The organism is Aquibacillus albus, assembly GCF_016908325.1.
GTDB lineage: Bacteria > Bacillota > Bacilli > Bacillales > Amphibacillaceae > Aquibacillus_A > Aquibacillus_A albus.
Genome location: NZ_JAFBDR010000014.1, coordinates 1 through 19,993, shown reverse-complemented (window position 1 = coordinate 19,993; position 19,993 = coordinate 1). Strand labels below are relative to the sequence as shown.

Sequence of the window (19,993 nt, the reverse complement as noted above, 5' to 3'; positions counted from 1 at the left end):
CTTGAGTGAAAGGAAGCAATAGCATGTAATAAGCTATCACTATAACCACTCAACTGTAGTCTTTGTTCGTTCAATGTCCGGAAAAGAGTCAATCAAGCCTAACGCTTGATGTATAATCCTTTCCGACTGAACTTTATCACTTGAAATAGTTACCAGCCCAAACAATGTACGTTGCCATAAATCCTGATAGCCCATTTCGCTTATAGAAATATTATAATCATTTTGTATCCTAGTTATTATTCTTTTTATAACGGAACGTTTCTGCTTTAAAGATTGTGATTCATAAATAAAACATTCTACTTCCGCATAAAAAATCATACTCGCTTAATCTCTTCCATTACATACGCTTCAAAGACGTCGCCTTCTTTAATGTCATTAAAGTTTTGAACGGTAATCCCACATTCATAGTTCTGAGCAACCTCTTTGACATCATCTTTATAACGTTTCAACGTATCAATTTCTCCTTCGTAAATAACGACACCATCTCTAATAACACGTACACCGGCATCACGAGTAATTTTGCCTTCCGTCACATAACTACCAGCAATTGTACCAATTCTTGAAACTTTAAATATCTCACGTACTTCTGCTTGACCGATTACTTTCTCTTCGTACTCAGGATCAAGCATTCCTTTCATTGCTGACTCAATTTCTTCCATTACTTTATATATGATTCGGTGTAATCGGATGTCAACATTCTCCGTTTCAGCAGCCTTTTTAGCATTTGCATCTGGACGAACATTAAACCCAATAACAATCGCATTTGATGCTGAAGCTAAAATAATATCGGACTCTGTAATTGCTCCAACACCCGTGTGAATAATGCGGACTTTAACACCTTCTACTTCGATTTTCTCTAGTGAAGATGCTAAGGCTTCAGCAGACCCTTGGACATCTGCCTTTATAATAATATTAATATCCTTAATTTCACCTTGCTTAATCTGATCAAACAAATCATCTAAGCTAACTTTTGCCTTATCTCCTCGTTTTTCCTCTAGTTGCTTTTGTTGACGTGCTGCACCAACTTGTCGAGCCTTCTTCTCGTCATCAAATACAGTAAATGGATCTCCGGCCGATGGAACATCATTTAGACCGGTAATTTCAACTGGAGTAGAAGGTCCTGCAGTCTTAACTCGCCTTCCTATATCATTAACCATCGCACGAACACGGCCATGCGTATTCCCAACGACAATCGGATCCCCAACATTTAGCGTTCCATTCTGAACCAATAATGTTGCAACAGAGCCGCGACCTTTATCTAACTCTGCTTCGATAACTGTTCCGCTAGCATTACGATTTGGGTTTGCCTTTAACTCCTCCACTTCTGATACAAGCTGAATCATTTCAATTAAATCGTCAATTCCTTCACGTTTAATTGCCGACAATTGAACAAATATCGTATCTCCACCCCAATCTTCAGCAACTATTCCATGCTCCGTTAACTCCTGCATCACACGGTCCGGATTTGCCCCTTCTTTATCCATTTTATTTACAGCTACAATAATCGGAACCTCAGCAGCCTTTGCATGGTTTAACGCTTCTACAGTTTGTGGCATCACACCATCATCCGCAGCAACAACAAGTACTGCAATATCCGTTACCTGTGCCCCGCGAGATCTCATGCTAGTGAAAGCAGCATGACCTGGTGTATCTAAAAAAGTAAGCTTCTTTCCATTATTTTCAATTTGATAGGCACCGATATGCTGGGTAATTCCACCTGCCTCACCCTCCGTTACTTTTGTGTCACGGATGGAATCGAGCAGTGTTGTTTTACCATGGTCAACGTGCCCCATAATCGTTATAACAGGAGGCCTTTCAACAAGGTCCTCTTCCTTATCTTCTGCAATATAATTTTCAAGGTCTGTATCATCTAGTTCAACGACCTGCTCAACTTCTATACCGTAGTCAGCACAAATTAGCTCAATAGATTCTTCATCTAAATCTTGGTTTTTCGTTGCCATAACTCCTAAGAACATTAGCTTTTTAATGAGCTCACTTGTATCTTTATTAAGCTTTTCGGCTAATTCACCAACTGTAAGAGTCCCTGAATAAGTAATCTTGTTTATTGCTTCCTCAGACTTTGTTTGTTTCGATTGATTACTGTTGCGATTATCTTGTTTATGGCTATTTGGCTTTTTGTTACCTTTTCCTTTTGGCTTATTCGAATGATTTGCTGTTTTATTATTTCCAGATGTCTTTTGATTATTTTTGGGTTTTTCCTTTTTAGCTTCTTTTCTTTTTTCTTCAGTTTGAGATGAGTTATTTTTATTTGAAAAAGCTTGATTAAGCTTTGATCTCGTCGCATCAGAAATTGTTGACATATGATTTGAAACGTCAACGTTTAATTGAATTAACTTATCGATTACTTCTTTACTGGATACATTCATCTCTTTTGCATATTCATATACACGCATTTTACTCATACGTTCACCCCCGAATAGATTCATCGAGTAACGATGTAATTTTACTGGCGAATCCTTGATCCAATAGAGCAATAGCAACTCTTCCTGATTTTCCAATTGCTTTTGAAAGCGTATCTCGGTCATGTACAGTCCGGTATGGAATATTGTAATATTTACATTTATCCGTTAGTTTCTTCCTTGTATGAGGACCTGTATCACTTGCTATCAGTACTAATTTTGCATTTTTCTTTTGAATGTCTCGAATAATGGATTCCTCTCCCAACGTACATTTTCTAGCACGTATCGCAAGCCCTAGTAAATTTAAATAATCCTTACTCACTTTTCTTACCCTGTACTACATTTTTTAATTGCTCATATAACGAATCATCAATCGTTGCATTCAAATGGCGTTCTAGCGCTTTACTCTTTTGAGCAGATTCAACGACATCCATGCTCTTCGAAAGATAAGCACCTCGCCCATTTTTTTTCCCAGTTATATCAACAAAAACTTCCCCTTCTTTATTTCTTACAACACGAATTAATTCTTTTTTTGGTTTCATCTCTTGTGTAATGACGCACTTTCTGAGAGGAATTTTTTTGTTCGTCTTTGCCATACAAACCTACCTCCTTATTCAAATAGATCTACATCGATCTCAGAATAGGATTCTTCCTCATCAAGATCATCCAGAAGCCCTTCTTCTCTTGCCTCTGATTCACTTTTAATATCAATCTTCCATCCTGTTAATTTAGCCGCCAATCGAGCATTTTGTCCTCTTTTTCCAATTGCTAAAGATAATTGATAATCTGGTACAATGACTGTCGTTGCTTTATCTTCTTCATCTACAATTACTCTAAGTACTTTTGAAGGACTTAAAGCGTTTGATACATAAACAACAGGATCCTCAGACCACTCTACAATGTCAATTTTTTCGCCCTTTAATTCATTTACAATTGTCTGAACACGCTGTCCTCGCTGGCCAACACAAGAACCTACAGGGTCTACCTCTGGATTATCTGCGTAAACCGATATCTTTGAGCGGTCTCCTGCTTCTCTAGCAACTGACTTTATTTCTACAGTTCCATCATATATTTCTGGTACTTCCATTTCAAACAATCGTTTTAATAGCCCCGGATGCGACCTAGAAATGAAAATTTGTGGACCTTTATTTGTATTTTCAACTTTTGTAATAAAGACCTTTAATCGATCATGAATATGATATTCATCGGTTGGCATTTGTTCGCTTTCTGGTAACCGAGCTTCAACTTTTCCAAGATTAACATAAATAAAACGTGGATCTTTTCTTTGAATAATACCTGTCATAACATCTTCTTCTCTGTCAATGTACTCACTGAATATTACTCCACGTTCTGCTTCACGAACACGTTGAGTAACGACTTGTTTCGCAGCCTGTGCGGCTATTCTACCAAAATCTTTTGGTGTGACTTCAATTTCTATAACATCCCCTATTTCATAGGTAGGACTAACTTGAGTAGCTTCTTCCAATGATATTTGCTGCTGTTTATCTTCAACTTCCTCTACTACTTCTTTTCTCGCAAATACATGCATACTACCCGTTTCTTCATTTAAATCAACTCTTACATTTGTAGCAGACTTAAAGTTCTTTTTGTAAGCAGAAATTAGTGCAGCTTCCAAGGCTTCCATTAAAACGTCTTTATTTATTCCTTTTTCTTTTTCCAAATACTGAATGGCATCAAAAAGCTCACTGCTCACGTTTATTCCCCCTCTAATTAAAAGTTACCGCCAATCGAGCTTTTGCAATTTTGTCAAACGGGATTTCAATTTCCTTTTTCCGATTTTTAATCTTGATTTCCAAGGTAACTATATCATTCTCAAATGATTTCAATAAACCTTCATATTCTTTGGATCCATCTATCGGCTCATAAAGCTTTACATGAATTGTCTTGTCAACATTGTTTAAGAAATCAGATTGCTTTTTAAGTGGACGTTCTGCCCCAGGAGAGGAAACCTCTAAAAAATATGGAAAAGTTACAGGATCAGCAGCATCCAACTTTTCACTTAGTTTTTCAGATACTTTTCCGCACTCCTCTATATCTACTCCACCTTGTTTATCAACATACACTCGCAAAAACCAGTTTTTACCTTCTTTTGCGAATTCGATATCAACAAGCTCAAGATTTAGCTCACTTAAGATTGGTTGTACTAATTCTTCAGTCGTTTCTGTCACTTTGTTACTCACTATTATTCCCTCCTTTTCCAAAACTCATAAGACACTATTTGTTTATAATAGTGCGTGTTCATCCTCTAATAGTAATTAGTATTCTCCATTTTTTAAGTTTCATTTCGATGTCTTTAAAGATCTAGGTAAACGATAACCCTTATATACAGCTTTATTAATATAAAACCCTTGCCATCATGTTACTTGGCAAGGGAACGGATCTGTGAATCTACATTCAAAAATTTGATAATTAAGAAAGAGTGGGGGCTCCCCACTCTTTTCTTAACACGTATCATTGCTTACCACCAAAAATATACCACATGTTTCAAATTTATGCAACAATATCCCCTATTGCTGAAATTAATTAATCTAAACGCTAGAATAATGACAATTGATTTGCATCTGCCATTCCTTCTAGACAACCGTGATTATCTAAATATTCCAACACGGTTTTTGAAATACGACTACGCTCCCTCAAATCTTCTTTCGACAGGAATTCACCTTCTTCACGAGCATTGACTATATTTAATGCTGCATTTGTTCCTAAGCCATCAACCGCATTAAAAGGTGGAATGAGTGAATTTCCATCAACGATAAAGTCAGTAGCACTTGAGCGGTATAAATCAACTTTTTGGAATGTATATCCTCTTTCGTTCATCTCTAAAGCTAACTCCAATACTGTTAATAAGCTCTTTTCCTTTGGAGAAGCATCATTTCCTTTTGCTAATATCTCTTCAACTCTATTTTTAATAGCGTTAGATCCTTTTATCATTGTATCAAGCTCAAAGTCACTTGCACGTACCGAGAAATAAGCCGTATAGAAAAATATTGGATGATGTACTTTAAAATAAGCAATCCTTATAGCCATTAAAACATATGCCGCGGCATGAGCCTTTGGAAACATGTACTTGATTTTCTTACAAGAGTCAATGTACCAATCCGGTACATCGTGCTTTCTCATTTCTTCAATCCAATCATCTTGTAGACCTTTCCCTTTACGGACAAATTCCATGATTTTAAAGGCTAAAGAAGCATCTAGTCCTTTGTGCATTAAATAAACCATGATATCGTCACGGCACCCAATTACATCTGGTAATCCACAAATTCCATTATTAATTAATTCTTGTGCATTACCCAACCAAACGTCCGTTCCGTGAGATAAACCAGAGATAATAACAAGCTCAGCGAATGTCTTCGGCTTTGTATCCTCTAACATTTGGCGAACAAATCTTGTTCCAAATTCAGGAACTCCTAACGTACCTGTTTTACACATAATTTGCTCAGGAGTGACACCTAAAACTTCAGGCCCTGAAAATATTTTCATCACTTCTTCATCATCTGTCGGAATTGTTATTGGATCGATTCCACTTAAATCCTGTAGCATCCTAATCATCGTCGGATCATCGTGACCAAGAATATCCAATTTCAGCAAATTATCATGAATCGAATGGAAGTCAAAATGGGTTGTTTTCCACTCTGAATTTCGATCATCGGCTGGAAATTGAATTGGACTAAAATCATAAATTTCTTTATCATCTGGAACAACGATTATCCCGCCGGGGTGTTGTCCAGTTGTTCTTTTCACTCCGGTACAGCCTTGGACAAGACGGTCTACTTCAGCACTTTTTAATTGCATTTGATGATCAGAGGCATAACCCTTCACATAGCCATAAGCAGTTTTTTCCGCAACTGTACCAATAGTTCCGGCTCGATAAACGTTATCTTCACCAAAAAGAACTTTCGTATAATTGTGCGCACGCGGCTGATATTCTCCGGAGAAGTTCAAGTCAATATCAGGCACCTTATCCCCTTTAAATCCTAGGAAAGTTTCAAATGGGATGTCTTGTCCATCCTTTTTCAGTGGAATTCCGCAAGTTGGACAATCTTTATCCGGTAAATCAAAGCCACTCCCAACAGATCCATCATTAAAAAATTCGTGTTGCTTACAAGATGTACACACATAGTGTGGCGGAAGCGGATTTACTTCTGTAATTTCCGTCAGAGTAGCAATTAATGAAGAGCCTACAGAACCACGAGAACCTACTAAATAACCGTCGTCTAAAGACTTCTTCACCAGTTTGTGAGAAATCAGATAAATAACCGCAAAACCATGTCCAATGATACTTTTTAGTTCTTTTTCAATTCGGTCCTCAACTAAGTTAGGTAAATCTTCTCCGTATATACTCCTTGCCCGATTATAGCTCATCTCTCTAATTTCATCTTCAGCACCATCAATATTTGGTGTATAGAGATCTTCTTTGACTGGCTTGACCGATTCAATTTGCTCAGCGATAAATTGCGAATTCGTGACGACTACTTCTTTTGCCTTTTCCTCACCAAGAAATTGAAAGCATTCTAACATTTCATCTGTGGTACGAAAATAAACATCAGGAAGCGTTTGTCGACTTAATGGATTACCATTTTGAGAAGCAATCAAAATTTTTCGGTATACCTTTTCATGTGGTTCAAGATAATGCGTATTTCCTGTTGCTACACATTTTTTTTCTAATCGATCTGCCATTTCCGTAAGGTTTTTCAAAATATCATATATTTGAGCTTCGTTTTGAACAAGCTCCTTTTCAATCAGGTGATAATAATTGGAAGGTGGTTGTATCTCAATAAAATCATAAAATGCAGCAGCACTCTCTGCTTCTTCCTTTGATTTTTGCATCATTGTTTCAAACACTTCACCTTTATCGCAACCTGATCCTACAAGTAGACCTTCACGATGTTTCTGCAATTTTGATCTAGGAATCCTCGGTACTCGATAAAAATAGTCAACATGGGCCATCGAAACAAGCTTATATATGTTCTTCAAACCAACTGGATTGGTAGCAAGTAGTGTGCAATGAAACGGCCTTGACCGTTGATAAGCCTTCCCTTCACCCATATGTTCGTTTAGCTGTTTATGATTGATAATTTCTTTTTCGACTGCTAATTTCACCAATTTCCACAACAAATATCCCGTTGCTTCAGCGTCATATATTGCTCGGTGGTGTTGGGTAAGCTCAATGTCTAATGCTTTACACAACGTATTTAATCGATGATTTTTTAAATCAGGAAATAAATACCTTGCCAATTCTAGTGTATCAATGACTGGATTTGAAGCTTTATCCATATCTATTCTTTTTAATCCTTCATTTAAAAAACCCATATCAAAGCTGGCATTATGAGCTACTAAAACTGCATCTCCCATCCATGTATGAAAATCCTTCAGTACCTCGCTCACTTCTGGTGCATTTTCCACCATATCATCCGTAATTCCGGTTAAATCAATCGTTGTTTGAGATAAAGGGTGATGTGGGTTTGCAAATGATTCAAACCGATCAATAATTTCACCATTTTTCACTTTGAAAGCTGCCAGCTCTATGATTGTGTCATACACAGCAGATAAACCTGTTGTTTCCACATCAAAAACTACAAAAGTTGCGTCTTGTAAAAGCAAGTCTTGTTCGTTATAAGCGATTGGAACACCATCATCAACTATATTTGCTTCTAGACCATAGATTACTTTAATGCCATGTTTACTTCCAGCTGCATATGCTTCTGGATAAGACTGTGCCACAGCATGATCAGTGATTGCAATAGCGTTGTGGCCCCATTTTGCAGCTTGCTCTACTAACCTGGAAGCAGAAACAACTGCATCCATTTGACTCATCGTCGTATGAGCATGAAGTTCTACTCTTTTTTGATTATCCGGTGCATGATCTTTCCTATTATTCGGTTTAACTTCATTGATATCATTCACCATCATTGTTAGTTCGTTTGAAAAGTTATCTGTCTGGATGCTTCCCCGTGCTTTTATCCACATCCCTTTTTTAAGTTGCTGAAATTTTTCTGCATCCTGGTCGCCTTTAGAAAACATCTTTAACTGGAACGAATCCGTATAGTCGGTTACTTTTATAATCAATAAATGTCTACCTGAACGCAATTCACGTACATCGACATCAAACACGTAACCCTGCAGAATGATTCGGCGCTCCTCTTCCTGAATCGTATTCATTGGCACAGCATCTTCGGAAATCGAATAGCCAATAGATACTGGTCCTTCTGGAACGGATTCCTCATTCTGCTTTGCCCTTTCTTCTTTTTCCTTTACAGCTTTTTGGACTAATTGCTGGTCCTCCATTGCTTTTTGTTCTCTAAACTTAACAATATCTTCCATCTCTGTCTTGGCATCAACATACAATGTATAGGTAGCCGCACCGATCCGATAACAATGATCTTTAAAGGCTGGCTCTAGTCTTTTCCGTAACGCATTTGCTTCTGCTTCATTCCGTGCAGTTAACATAACCTTATTACCGTTAACCCTAGGCTTTTGTTCATAGACCAAATCTTTATATGCTGGAGACAAATCCTCAATTGAACGAACAAAATGATGCCAATAATCGGCAAATTGTTGTTCAGACAATTGCTTATTAGTCGTATAAAAAGTCCAATCAATCGTTGCTATATGAGAAAAAGTTTCCTGCAATTTTAAGGTGAAGATTTGATAAACGGAAGGTGGTAAAATGGTAGATAGGTTAATATGAAAATGCCATTTTTTACTCTTTGGTGAAACCTCAAGCTTTGCCAACGAACTTTCTTTAAAATGCTCTTCTATCATCTCTTGTGGCATCTCCATTTGTTGTAATAATAGATATATTTTATCGTTGCTGGATATGTCCATCTTTATGTTCCTCCCCTATCCAGTAACCCATTATGTATAAACTTAATGAGTTAATCCTACTCTGATAATCATTTTCCATACTATTTTACTACTAAATAAAACCCTTGTCATTAAACAATTCGACAAGGGTTTTATCAAACATATTCTATTTTTGTATGGTTATCACTTAATCAAACGATTTAATTTATCAACCAAATCAGATTCATGTATTTCAATTTGCTCTCCGTTACTACGTGTCTTAAATTCAACAATGCCTTCGCTGGCTTTTTTGCCAACAGTTACTCTAAATGGAATACCAATCAAATCACTATCCGCAAATTTAACACCAGCTCGTTCTGTTCTATCATCGTATAGAACTTCAATTCCAACTTCTCTAAATAATTGATATAAACGATCTGCCAGTTCCTGTTGCTCTTCCTTTTTAGCGTTAATCGTTAATAAATGAACATGAAATGGTGCAACTTCATTAGGCCAAGTCATGCCTTTTTCATCATGAAATTGTTCTACGATTGCGGCAAGAGTTCTAGACACACCAATACCATAGCAGCCCATTATCATTGTTTTCGATTTACCGTGATCATCTAAGTAGGTAGCCCCAAGCTTTTCTGCATAAAATTGACCTAGTTTAAATACATGGCCAACCTCTATTCCTTTAGCAAATTTGATTTTCCCTTTACCATCTGGAGATGGATCTCCTTCTAAAATAAAACGCAAGTCTATAAACGTATCAACATCAAAATCACGTTCTGGATTTGCATTGATGTAATGGTAGCCATCTTCATTAGCACCACAAGAAACATTCATAACATACTTAACAGCATTGTCAGCAACGACTTCAACTTTCCCATTTATTCCAACTGGACCTAAAGAACCAAATCCTGCTCCTAATACGTTTCTTGTTTCTTCCTCTGTAGCCAATTCAACACTCGTTGCATTGAAGTGGTTTTTCAATTTGATATCATTTACTTCATGGTCTCCACGAGTAACAACAAGAACTAATTTTTCATCAACCTTAAACATGAGTGATTTAAGCCCATTGGATAAAGGATGATTTAAAAAATCTGCTACTTCCTGCATTGATTTCTTGTTAGGAGTTTCAACCTTTTCCAGTTCTTTTATAGGCTCGTCCATTTTTTCATAAGTAGTGATAACTGGAGCCATTTCAATATTGGCTGCATAAGTAGAAGAATCTGAATAAGCAATCGTATCTTCACCAACCTCAGACAATACCATAAACTCATGCGTATCCTTACCACCCATAGCTCCCGAATCAGCAATAACTGCTCGAAAGTTTAAGCCACATCGAGTAAAAATATTAGAATAGGCTTGAAACATCTTCTGATAAGCCTCATCCAAACTCTCATAAGAATCATGAAAAGTATAAGCATCCTTCATCACGAATTCTCTTCCTCTTAATAAACCAAAACGAGGGCGTTTTTCATCTCTAAATTTTGTTTGAATTTGATACAACATTAATGGTAGCTTTTTATAGCTTTTTACTTCATCCCTAATCAAACTGGTAATAACTTCTTCATGCGTGGCTCCAAGTGCAAACTCACGGTCATGTCTATCATTTAGTCGCATTAGCTCTGGACCAAATGTATTCCATCTTCCGGTTTCATGCCACAATTCAGCTGGTTGCATAGCAGGCATAAACATTTCACTTGCTCCAGCTGCATCCATCTCTTCTCTAACAATTTCTTCAACTTTTCTTAATACTCTTTTTCCTAATGGTAGAAAACTATAGATGCCAGAAGCCGTCTGACGGATGAAACCTGCTCTCAATAGTAGTTGATGACTTTTTATATCTGCATCAGCAGGTATTTCTTTCAGCGTTGGGATCAATGTTTCACTTTGTTTCATCCTATATTCACCTCTAATTGTTTTTCCTTCTCTTTTATAAAATGATCAACCCTATTGAAACAATAAACGTTGAATGTCATTCCAAGTAACAACAAGCATTAATAACATTAACAAAGCAAACCCGATAAAATGGACAATACCTTCCTTTTGTGGATCAATTGGCTTTCCTCGTAAAGCCTCAAGTCCTACAAACAACAGGCGTCCCCCATCTAAGGCCGGTAATGGTAATAGGTTAATAATACCTAAATTTACACTTAATATAGCTGTCCAAGATAAGAAATTCATAAACCCAGTTTGAACAACTCGATCAGTAGCATCATAAATACCAACTGGACCAGACAGCATATCAATCGAAAACTGTCCTGTTACCAGTTTACCAAGGTTGACAACGATCAACTGCGCCCAATTATATGTTTCTTCAATACTATAAGGAATTGCCTTCCAAACAGACTGTTCCAATGCAATTTGAACACCAATTTGTCCGATTACAATGTCCTGAGTTTCAATCCTTCTAGGAATAACGTTTACTTGTACCTGTTCATCATTTCGTTGTACAGTCATTTCCAATTCTTGTTCGGGATTTCTTTGAACAATTTGCTGGAACTCTTCCCAGGTGGAAATCGGATTTCCTTCGATTTGTACGATCTCATCGCCTGCTACAAAACCAGCTTCTTCAGCAGGACTGTTTTCTTGAACATCACCAATTAAGGCATTATCCGCCGGTACTCCTTGCATGAAGCCTAATAATGCAAAAATAATAATCGTTAAGATAAAATTCATCATAGGACCTGCAAATAACTGCATTGCACGCTGAGGTATTGTTTTAGATGAAAATTGTCTATCAAAAGGAGCAATTTGTGTTTCCATTTCATCCATCACAAACGCTGCTTTACGGTCCACTTGAAATTGTAATTTTTCACTCTCGTCAATTTCATAACCTTCTATTAATAATTGGTGGTCTAAATCAACACGTTCAACCTCAATAACATGTGCGTTGGGATGTTTTGATTTATTATTAACAATTATTTTTGCTACTTTTCCTTCGTTATTAAATTCAAGTCCGATATGTTGTCCAGCTTTCAGATCTATGATTTCTGGATCCTCACCAGCTACCCGTACATAACCGCCAAGTGGAAGTAACCGAATCGTATATAACGTTTCACTTTTCCTGTATGAAAACACTTTTGGGCCAAAACCAATAGCAAATTCACGGACGAGCATACCAGCTCTCTTAGCAAAGATAAAATGACCTAGCTCATGCACAAATACGAGAAGCCCAAACATAAAAATAAATGCAATGATGGTGTTCAAAAATAGCACTCTCCTTCTAGTCTATATAAGACTCGACCAGCTTTCTAGTTTGTTTATCAACCTCTATTATTGTTTTCAATTCAGGATTGTTCAAGACCTTGTGCTGATCTAACGCCCGTTCAATCAATGTTTCAATTTCCAAAAAGGATATCTTCCCTTGTAAAAATAAGTCAACGGCAATTTCATTCGCTGCATTTAGTACCGTTGTCATCGTTCCCCCCACTCTACCGGCTTCAAATGCCAAACGCAGACATGGAAACCGTTCGAAGTCCATTTTACTAAAATGTAACTTTCCTATTTCTATTAAGTTTAACTTTTTTGTTTGTGGCAAATCAAGTCTCATAGGATAGGTTAAGGCATATTGGATTGGCACTCTCATGTCAGGTGTGCCGAGTTGCGCCATCACACTTCGATCTGAAAATTCAACCATGGAATGAATAACACTCTCTTTATGTAGAACAACGTCAATCTGGTTATATGGGACATCAAATAACCAATGTGCTTCAATAACCTCTAATCCTTTATTCATCATTGTTGCTGAATCAACTGTAATTTTCGCACCCATACTCCAATTAGGATGATTCAATGCATCAGTAATTGTTACATCAGCTAACTCAGCTCTAGTCTTATCACGAAAGCTTCCTCCAGATGCAGTTAAAATAATTTGACTAACATCTGCTCTTCTTTCTCCATTTAAGCACTGAAAAATAGCTGAATGTTCACTATCAACTGGTAATAAATCAACTTTATGCTTTTTCGCTTCACTCATAATCAAGTGTCCAGCAGTCACCAATGTTTCTTTGTTTGCAATAGCAATTTGCTTTTTTGCACGGATGGCTTGAAGAGTTGCTTCAAGTCCAACACTTCCCATCACAGCATTAACTAATATATCAGTTTCTGGATCAACACTAATATCTATCATACCTTCATTGCCAATATATATATGATGTTGATTAATAAGGCTTTCCAACTTTTGTTTTGTTGCAGCATTTTTAACAACAATCCTTTTCGGGTTGAACTCATTTATGATAGATAATGCATGTTCAACGTTTTGTCCAAATGCAATCGCATATAGTTTAAATTTATCTGGGTGGTTTCTAATTACATCTAACGTTTGGATACCAATAGAACCAGTCGCCCCTAGAAGTGTTATCTTCTTCATTCGTCACGCTCCTATATTCTATTCTCATCTTATGAAATAAAATGAATAAAATGCAATAATGGAAAAACAAAAAGCCAACTATCAAAACGATCTAATATACCACCATGCCCTGGGAGTATATGACCAGAATCCTTCACATTGTAATGCCTTTTAAATGCGGACTCTACTAAATCCCCTATTTGACCAAAAGCAGAGGCTAATACCGTTACGAATAAAACGATTACGATTGAGGAGTGAACCGGCCATATTATTTGAAAAATGACAGCAACAATACAAGCTAATAAGATACCACCAATAGCACCTTCAATAGTTTTATTTGGACTTATTTCCGGCCATAGCTTACGCTTCCCCATTGCTCGTCCAAAAAAATACGCACCTGTATCTGTCGCAAGGATTACTAAAATAACATAAAAAATATACTCTAACCCAGCTTCTCGCGTTTCTACAAAATAATAAAAACCTAATCCAACGTAAATGGCCGAAAGGATTAAAAATCCTGCATCATCAAACGTGAATTTATTTTTAACGAGAACCGTATAAGCTAACATCAATAATACAAAAAATAACGTTATATCTGATTTCGTAAAATAGAAATATTCAACAAGTACAATTTCATGACCTGGGAATAGTAGTGTCCATAGTAATAAAAGTGTAAAAGCAGTTGGAACGGGATAAATCGTCTTTGTCCTCATTTTCAAAAGCTCTAACACACCGATAGAAGCAATGATATACATGATTAATTGAAATGGCCAATTCCCATAAAACACAAAAGGGAAAAACATTAGTATTGCAATAACAGCTGTTATAATTCTTATTTTCATTAATTAATCAACACCCTTATATTCCACCATATCGACGCTTTCTTTTTTGATAATCGATTAGGGCTTTTTCAAATAATTTTTCATCAAAATCTGGCCATAGTACCTCTGTAAACCAAAACTCGGTATAAGCAGCCTGCCATAATAAGAAATTACTCAGGCGTATTTCTCCACTCGTTCTTATCAATAAATCCGGATCAGTCAAATCACTTGTATATAAATAGTTGGAAAATAAATTTTCATCAATTTCTGATACATGTAGATTATCTTCTTCTGCATTTCGAACTAATTTCTTAATTGCTTCAATAATTTCATATCTACTGCCATAGTTTAAAGCAATATTTAAAATTAAGCCATCGTTTGACTTTGTTCGATCCTTCGCATTTTGGACTGCTGCTTTCGTATGACCGGGTAGTGCATCAAAATCACCTATTGTTTGTATTTGCACATTTTCTTTAATCAAGTCCGGTAAGTATGTATTTAGAAATTCCATTGGTAAACGCATCAAATAATCGACTTCATTCTTCGGCCGTTTCCAATTCTCAGTAGAGAATGCGTAAAGCGTTAATACTTTTACTTTATACTTATTCGCGGCTTTGACAATATTTTTTACATTATCCATACCTTCCTTATGTCCAGCTATTCTTGGCAATCCTCTTTTTTTTGCCCAACGTCCATTCCCATCCATAATGATCGCTATATGCTCAGGTAAATTGTCCTGATCTACTTGATTTTGTTTCTGTTGACGATTCCTTGACTTTTTTTTGAAAAAGGGAAGTTTAATCATTGACATAAAAACAATCCTCCATCACGGCCTAGCATATTTACACCTTTGACAACTAAATACGTCCTTATACGTGCAAAAACCCCCTTTGTAAAGAGGGTCTAGATTATATACATATTTTACATGTTAATCACTTAAACTTCCATAATTTCTTTTTCTTTTTCTTTTGCTAAATCATCTATCTTTCCGATAAATGTATCTGTTTCTTGTTGAACATCATCTTGAAAACCACGTAGTTCATCTTCCGTAAGATCTCCATTCTTTTCTGCTTTTTTCAGTTTGTCATTGGAGTCTCTTCTAATGTTTCTTATTTGTACTTTAGCTTCTTCCGAATATTTTCCAACTACTTTAACTAAATCCTTTCTTCTGTCTTCTGTTAAAGGTGGAATGTTTATTCGAATAACATTACCATCGCTGGACGGTGATAACCCTAAATCTGCTTTTAAAATAGCTTTTTCTATATCAGAAGTCGATGATTTATCAAAAGGAGTTATTACTAAAAGGCGCGCTTCTGGTACAGAAATAGTAGCCAATTGATTTAGTGGTGTGGCAGCACCGTAATAATCTACATGTACGCTGTCTAACAAGGAAGGATTTGCTCTACCAGCTCTCACTGTTGCTAATTGTTTTGAAAATGCTTGAACGGCTTGAGACATTTTAGACTTTGTTTCTTTAATCACTTCTTGTGACATTATTATTTCCTCCTTATCACTGTTCCTATTTTTTCACCAAGTACTGCTCGTTTAATATTACCCTCTTGCGTCACAGAGAAAACTAGTAATGGTATATTATTATCCATGCATAAAGAAGATGCGGTAGAATCCATAACGCCTAACCCTTCATTTAATACTTCCATATAGGATAATTCATCATATTTTTTTGCATCTTTATTAAATTTAGGATCAGCGGTGTAGACACCATCAACATTGTTCTTCGCCATCAGAATAACATCTGCTTCTATTTCAGCAGCCCTAAGAGCGGCTGTTGTGTCAGTAGAAAAATAAGGATTACCTGTACCCGCAGCAAAAATGACAACGCGTTTTTTCTCCAAATGACGAATTGCCTTTCTTCTTATATAAGGCTCAGCTACTTGTCTCATTTCTATTGAAGTTTGAACTCTTGTTGGAATTCCAAAATTCTCCAAGCTGTCCTGAAACGCTAAAGCATTCATAATCGTTGCTAACATTCCCATATAGTCGGCATTAGCACGATCCATCCCCATTTCACTTCCTACTTTACCACGCCAAATATTACCACCGCCAACAACAATAGCAACCTCTACACCTAATTCCGCAATCTCTTTTACTTGAGATGCAATAGATTGAATAACATTTGGCTCAATACCAAATCCTTGTTCTCCGCTTAACGCTTCACCACTTAATTTTAACACAATTCGACGGTAGCTAGCAGTTGTCATAATAACCTCCATCTATATGTATTCTTTTTTAAAAATCTTGACTGGACGCCAAAAAGCCTGGCTACCAAGTTATACAAAAGGGAACACCTTGTGTCCCCTTATATAACACTGTCAACATAAAACATAAAACCAGAAGTGAATGATTTATAGAAGGCAAGAATTACCTGATTATTTCATTGACTACGGTGATGTTCATGTTGAATCATCTGTTTTTTTATCCTTACTTTTTAACTTGGTTCATAACCTCTTCAGCAAAGTTGTCTTCACGTTTTTCAATACCTTCTCCAACTTGATAACGTACAAATCCTTTAACTGAAGCACCTTTACTTTCAACTAGTTTTTTAACTTTCTGATCTGGGTCTTTTACAAAACTTTGTTCAAGTAAGCATACTTCCTCAAAGTATTTTCCTAGTCGTCCTTCAACCATTTTTTCGACGATTTTTTCTGGTTTACCTTCATTCAGTGCTTGTGTTTTTAACACTTCACGCTCTTTATCCACTTCTTCTGCGGATACTTGATCACGTGACACATATTTAGGATTTACTGCAGCAATATGCATAGAAATATCTTTAGCAGTTTCCTGATCTGTAGAGCCTTCTAGCAGAGTTAGTACACCAATGTTTCCACCCATATGAATATAAGCGCCAAATGCATCATTATCTGTTTTTTCAAAGATGGTAAAACGACGAAGTGAAATTTTCTCACCAATTTTAGCAATACTTGAATTGATATATTCTTCTACTTCTTGACCTTCTCCATGAAGCTTTTGTTTTAGAGCAGTTTCTACAGAGTCTGGTTTTTGTTTTACTAGGTGGTTTCCTAGCTCTGTAAGCAGGTTTTTAAACTGATCATTCTTTGTTACAAAGTCAGTTTCACAGTTGACTTCAAGTAGAACTGCAGAATTACCATCTACTTCAATATGAGTAGAACCTTCTGCTGCAATACGATCAGCTTTTTTGGCAGCTTTAGAGATACCTTTTTCACGAAGATAATCAACCGCCTTTTCAATATCCCCATCAGTCTCTTGAAGTGCTTTTTTACAATCCATCATTCCTGCTCCAGTCTTTTCGCGAAGCTCTTTTACTAATTGTGCAGTAATTGCCATTATTTTTCCTCCTTATGTTAAATCTTTATTTTCTTTAGGTTTTCGACAAAAAGGGCCAAGTTAAGTAAGAAGGTGTAAGCCGATTAAGTAATTATTTGCCAATGTATTAGCCCTATTTGCTACCCTTTAAATAGCTTAGCTATTGCCAAGTATCAACAGACATAGCCATCATTTATTTTATACTTTTCTTACGTGTTAAAAAAGGTGATAAAAGGTTCCCCTCTTATCACCTTCAAACCTTTTTGTTACTCTTGTGTAGTTTCTGCTTCAACTACTGCTTCTTCAGTAGCTTCTGGTGCAGCTTCTTCCGTTACTTCTCCTTGTTTCACTTCTAAAATAGCATCTGCCATTTTTGAAGTAAGAAGTTTCACAGCACGAATTGCATCATCATTCGCTGGAATAACATAATCGATTTCGTCTGGATCGCAGTTTGTATCAACGATTCCAACAATCGGTATATTCAACTTATGAGCTTCAGCTACCGCAATACGTTCTTTACGTGGATCAATGATGAACAAAGCATCTGGTAATTTGTCCATTTCTTTAATACCACCAAGGAATTTAACCAAACGTTCTTTTTCTTTAAGAAGATCTACTACTTCCTTTTTCGGAAGTACTTCAAAAGTACCATCTTCTTCCATACGCTCAATATCCTTCAAACGATTAATACGTTTACGAATCGTTTCAAAGTTAGTAAGTGTACCACCTAACCAACGTTGATTTACAAAGTACATTCCTGAACGAATTGCTTCTTCTTTCACAGAATCCTGTGCTTGTTTCTTTGTTCCAACAAAAAGAACAGTACCACCGTCTGCAGCAATATCCTTAACGAAGTTATATGCTTCATCAACCTTCTTTACTGTTTTTTGAAGGTCAATAATGTAAATGCCGTTACGCTCAGTAAAGATATATTTCTTCATCTTTGGGTTCCAACGGCGTGTTTGGTGTCCAAAATGAACACCAGCTTCAAGTAGCTGTTTCATTGAAATAACTGCCATAATATGTTTCCTCCTAATTGGTTTTTTATCCTCCGTTTGTTTCATCTTCTTGTAAGGACTCACCATTTAAAAGTAAGCACCACTTACAATATCCACAAACGTGTGTATTAACACCAAAAGTAAATATACCATATGCGATTCGAGCAATCAAGCAAAATTATGAGTTTTTACGATTAAATTTTAACATTAGCTCCACTTCTGTTTTACCGCAATCAAGTTTTCTAGCAATGGATTCTATCGTTTCACCTTGATCATATAAAGCATATACTTTCGCAGAAATGGATTGCTCTAAAGTGTCTTGTTCTTGATTTGACAGAGGAGGCGTGTATGTCGTACTGTTTTCAGCACTGGGCTGGACTGATTTATTATTATATGCAATAGGAATGGTAGAACGTTCTGATTTTGTACTTGCTTCTGTTTCAACCTTTTCTGATTGACTATTTGTTAAAGGTTTATTATGACGCAAAGATGAAACTAACCTATCATTTTCATCTTTTATTTCAAGTAAGTATACAGCCAATAAATCCTCTAGCTCTTTTTTATTTTCCGTGTACTTTTCTTCCATATCTCCTAATAGCTTGAGTTTATCATTCATTGTTTTAAGGATGATAAATGTAATTACGTGTAACAAAAAACTAAAAAAAAGTAAGAAAATTATCATAACTTCCCCCTAACCATTTAAATCTATTTTCTTACCAAGGTATGGGTGATTTGGGTCCAGGTGTGTTAGTGCCTGGTTACTTTTCCGAATTGTATTTGGATCGACTTTTTCTTTTTGCTTTTGCTTGTTTTGAACATTATCTTTTTGATCATATTCATTTACTTTCTTTCTTTTTTGTTCTTCTGTTGCTAGTTGACTACTTGTTAGCGCATCTTGTACAAGCTGTCCTCTTTGTTGAAGCTGATCTTGAATTTTTCCTGCTTCTTGAGTACGTGGTATTGCTACTTGCATTTCGATCGATTTCCAACTCATCCTAATCGCATCCTTTTATAGTTTTAAAAGGTATAGAGATTCTGATTGTTAATCTCTGGATGGAAAAAGGTTGTTCGTTGTATCTAAGTAAGGCACTTTTCGTATTACTCAGTTGACCTATAATGCGACATAACCTTTGCATGGAATTGCTTTAATACACTTTTTTTGAATCGGGTGCAATAACCGCTTCGGCAGAACACTTCGCTTTCCGCGGGCACGGCCTCAGCCTCCTCAGAAGCAAAGAACGCTTCTTGCGGGGTCTTCGGACACGTGCTGTTCCCGCAGGAGTCTAC

At 36.5% G+C, this 19,993-nt stretch carries 18 protein-coding genes; all 18 read right to left on the bottom strand.

Annotated features, from left to right (window positions below; genetic code table 11):
* Positions 1 to 39: 39 nt before the first annotated feature.
* Positions 40 to 318 carry a DUF503 domain-containing protein gene (locus JOC48_RS12545; RefSeq protein ID WP_204500196.1) on the bottom strand — a complete coding sequence of 93 codons (279 nt, stop codon included), beginning with the start codon at positions 316 to 318 and terminating at the stop codon, positions 40 to 42.
* On the bottom strand, positions 315 to 2,423 hold the full coding sequence (gene infB, locus JOC48_RS12540) for a translation initiation factor IF-2 (RefSeq protein WP_204500195.1): 2,109 nt from the start codon (positions 2,421 to 2,423) through the stop codon (positions 315 to 317). Before infB ends, JOC48_RS12545 begins: the two co-directional genes overlap by 4 nt.
* 4 nt (positions 2,424 to 2,427) lie before the next feature.
* Positions 2,428 to 2,742: a YlxQ family RNA-binding protein gene (locus tag JOC48_RS12535; protein ID WP_204500193.1), complete on the bottom strand. Its 315-nt coding sequence runs from the start codon at positions 2,740 to 2,742 to the stop codon at positions 2,428 to 2,430.
* The gene (rnpM, locus tag JOC48_RS12530; protein WP_204500192.1) at positions 2,735 to 3,016 is read right to left on the bottom strand and encodes an RNase P modulator RnpM; all 282 of its coding nucleotides are present in this window, start codon (positions 3,014 to 3,016) and stop codon (positions 2,735 to 2,737) included. The genes JOC48_RS12535 and rnpM overlap by 8 nt, the downstream gene beginning before the upstream one ends.
* A gap of 14 nt (positions 3,017 to 3,030) precedes the next feature.
* Entirely contained in the window at positions 3,031 to 4,134 is a 1,104-nt protein-coding gene (nusA, locus tag JOC48_RS12525) for a transcription termination factor NusA (RefSeq protein WP_204500191.1), read from the bottom strand.
* A 13-nt stretch (positions 4,135 to 4,147) separates the two neighbouring features.
* Positions 4,148 to 4,621: a ribosome maturation factor RimP gene (gene rimP, locus JOC48_RS12520; protein ID WP_204500190.1), complete on the bottom strand. Its 474-nt coding sequence runs from the start codon at positions 4,619 to 4,621 to the stop codon at positions 4,148 to 4,150.
* A gap of 355 nt (positions 4,622 to 4,976) precedes the next feature.
* Entirely contained in the window at positions 4,977 to 9,269 is a 4,293-nt protein-coding gene (locus tag JOC48_RS12515; RefSeq protein ID WP_204500188.1) for a PolC-type DNA polymerase III, read from the bottom strand.
* 162 nt (positions 9,270 to 9,431) lie between these two features.
* Positions 9,432 to 11,132 (bottom strand): proline--tRNA ligase, encoded by a 1,701-nt coding sequence (locus tag JOC48_RS12510; RefSeq protein ID WP_204500187.1) that lies wholly within the window; start codon positions 11,130 to 11,132, stop codon positions 9,432 to 9,434.
* A gap of 51 nt (positions 11,133 to 11,183) precedes the next feature.
* Complete coding sequence (gene rseP, locus JOC48_RS12505; protein WP_204500186.1) at positions 11,184 to 12,443, bottom strand: RIP metalloprotease RseP; 1,260 nt, start codon at positions 12,441 to 12,443, stop codon at positions 11,184 to 11,186.
* Positions 12,444 to 12,459: 16 nt separating this feature from the next.
* Positions 12,460 to 13,605 carry a 1-deoxy-D-xylulose-5-phosphate reductoisomerase gene (locus JOC48_RS12500; RefSeq protein WP_204500185.1) on the bottom strand — a complete coding sequence of 382 codons (1,146 nt, stop codon included), beginning with the start codon at positions 13,603 to 13,605 and terminating at the stop codon, positions 12,460 to 12,462.
* A gap of 29 nt (positions 13,606 to 13,634) precedes the next feature.
* Positions 13,635 to 14,426 carry a phosphatidate cytidylyltransferase gene (locus JOC48_RS12495; RefSeq protein WP_204500183.1) on the bottom strand — a complete coding sequence of 264 codons (792 nt, stop codon included), beginning with the start codon at positions 14,424 to 14,426 and terminating at the stop codon, positions 13,635 to 13,637.
* Between the two features lie 16 nt (positions 14,427 to 14,442).
* The gene (locus JOC48_RS12490; RefSeq protein ID WP_204500182.1) at positions 14,443 to 15,216 is read right to left on the bottom strand and encodes an isoprenyl transferase; all 774 of its coding nucleotides are present in this window, start codon (positions 15,214 to 15,216) and stop codon (positions 14,443 to 14,445) included.
* A gap of 125 nt (positions 15,217 to 15,341) precedes the next feature.
* On the bottom strand, positions 15,342 to 15,899 hold the full coding sequence (frr, locus tag JOC48_RS12485) for a ribosome recycling factor (RefSeq protein WP_204500181.1): 558 nt from the start codon (positions 15,897 to 15,899) through the stop codon (positions 15,342 to 15,344).
* Between the two features lie 2 nt (positions 15,900 to 15,901).
* The gene (pyrH, locus tag JOC48_RS12480; RefSeq protein WP_204500180.1) at positions 15,902 to 16,624 is read right to left on the bottom strand and encodes a UMP kinase; all 723 of its coding nucleotides are present in this window, start codon (positions 16,622 to 16,624) and stop codon (positions 15,902 to 15,904) included.
* Between the two features lie 220 nt (positions 16,625 to 16,844).
* On the bottom strand, positions 16,845 to 17,729 hold the full coding sequence (gene tsf / locus JOC48_RS12475) for a translation elongation factor Ts (protein ID WP_204500178.1): 885 nt from the start codon (positions 17,727 to 17,729) through the stop codon (positions 16,845 to 16,847).
* A 245-nt stretch (positions 17,730 to 17,974) separates the two neighbouring features.
* On the bottom strand, positions 17,975 to 18,727 hold the full coding sequence (gene rpsB, locus JOC48_RS12470) for a 30S ribosomal protein S2 (protein WP_204500177.1): 753 nt from the start codon (positions 18,725 to 18,727) through the stop codon (positions 17,975 to 17,977).
* Between the two features lie 157 nt (positions 18,728 to 18,884).
* On the bottom strand, positions 18,885 to 19,322 hold the full coding sequence (locus JOC48_RS12465; RefSeq protein WP_204500175.1) for a DUF6115 domain-containing protein: 438 nt from the start codon (positions 19,320 to 19,322) through the stop codon (positions 18,885 to 18,887).
* A 75-nt stretch (positions 19,323 to 19,397) separates the two neighbouring features.
* Positions 19,398 to 19,700, bottom strand: coding sequence for a hypothetical protein (locus JOC48_RS12460; RefSeq protein ID WP_204500174.1), 303 nt, complete (start codon positions 19,698 to 19,700; stop codon positions 19,398 to 19,400).
* Positions 19,701 to 19,993: the final 293 nt, after the last annotated feature.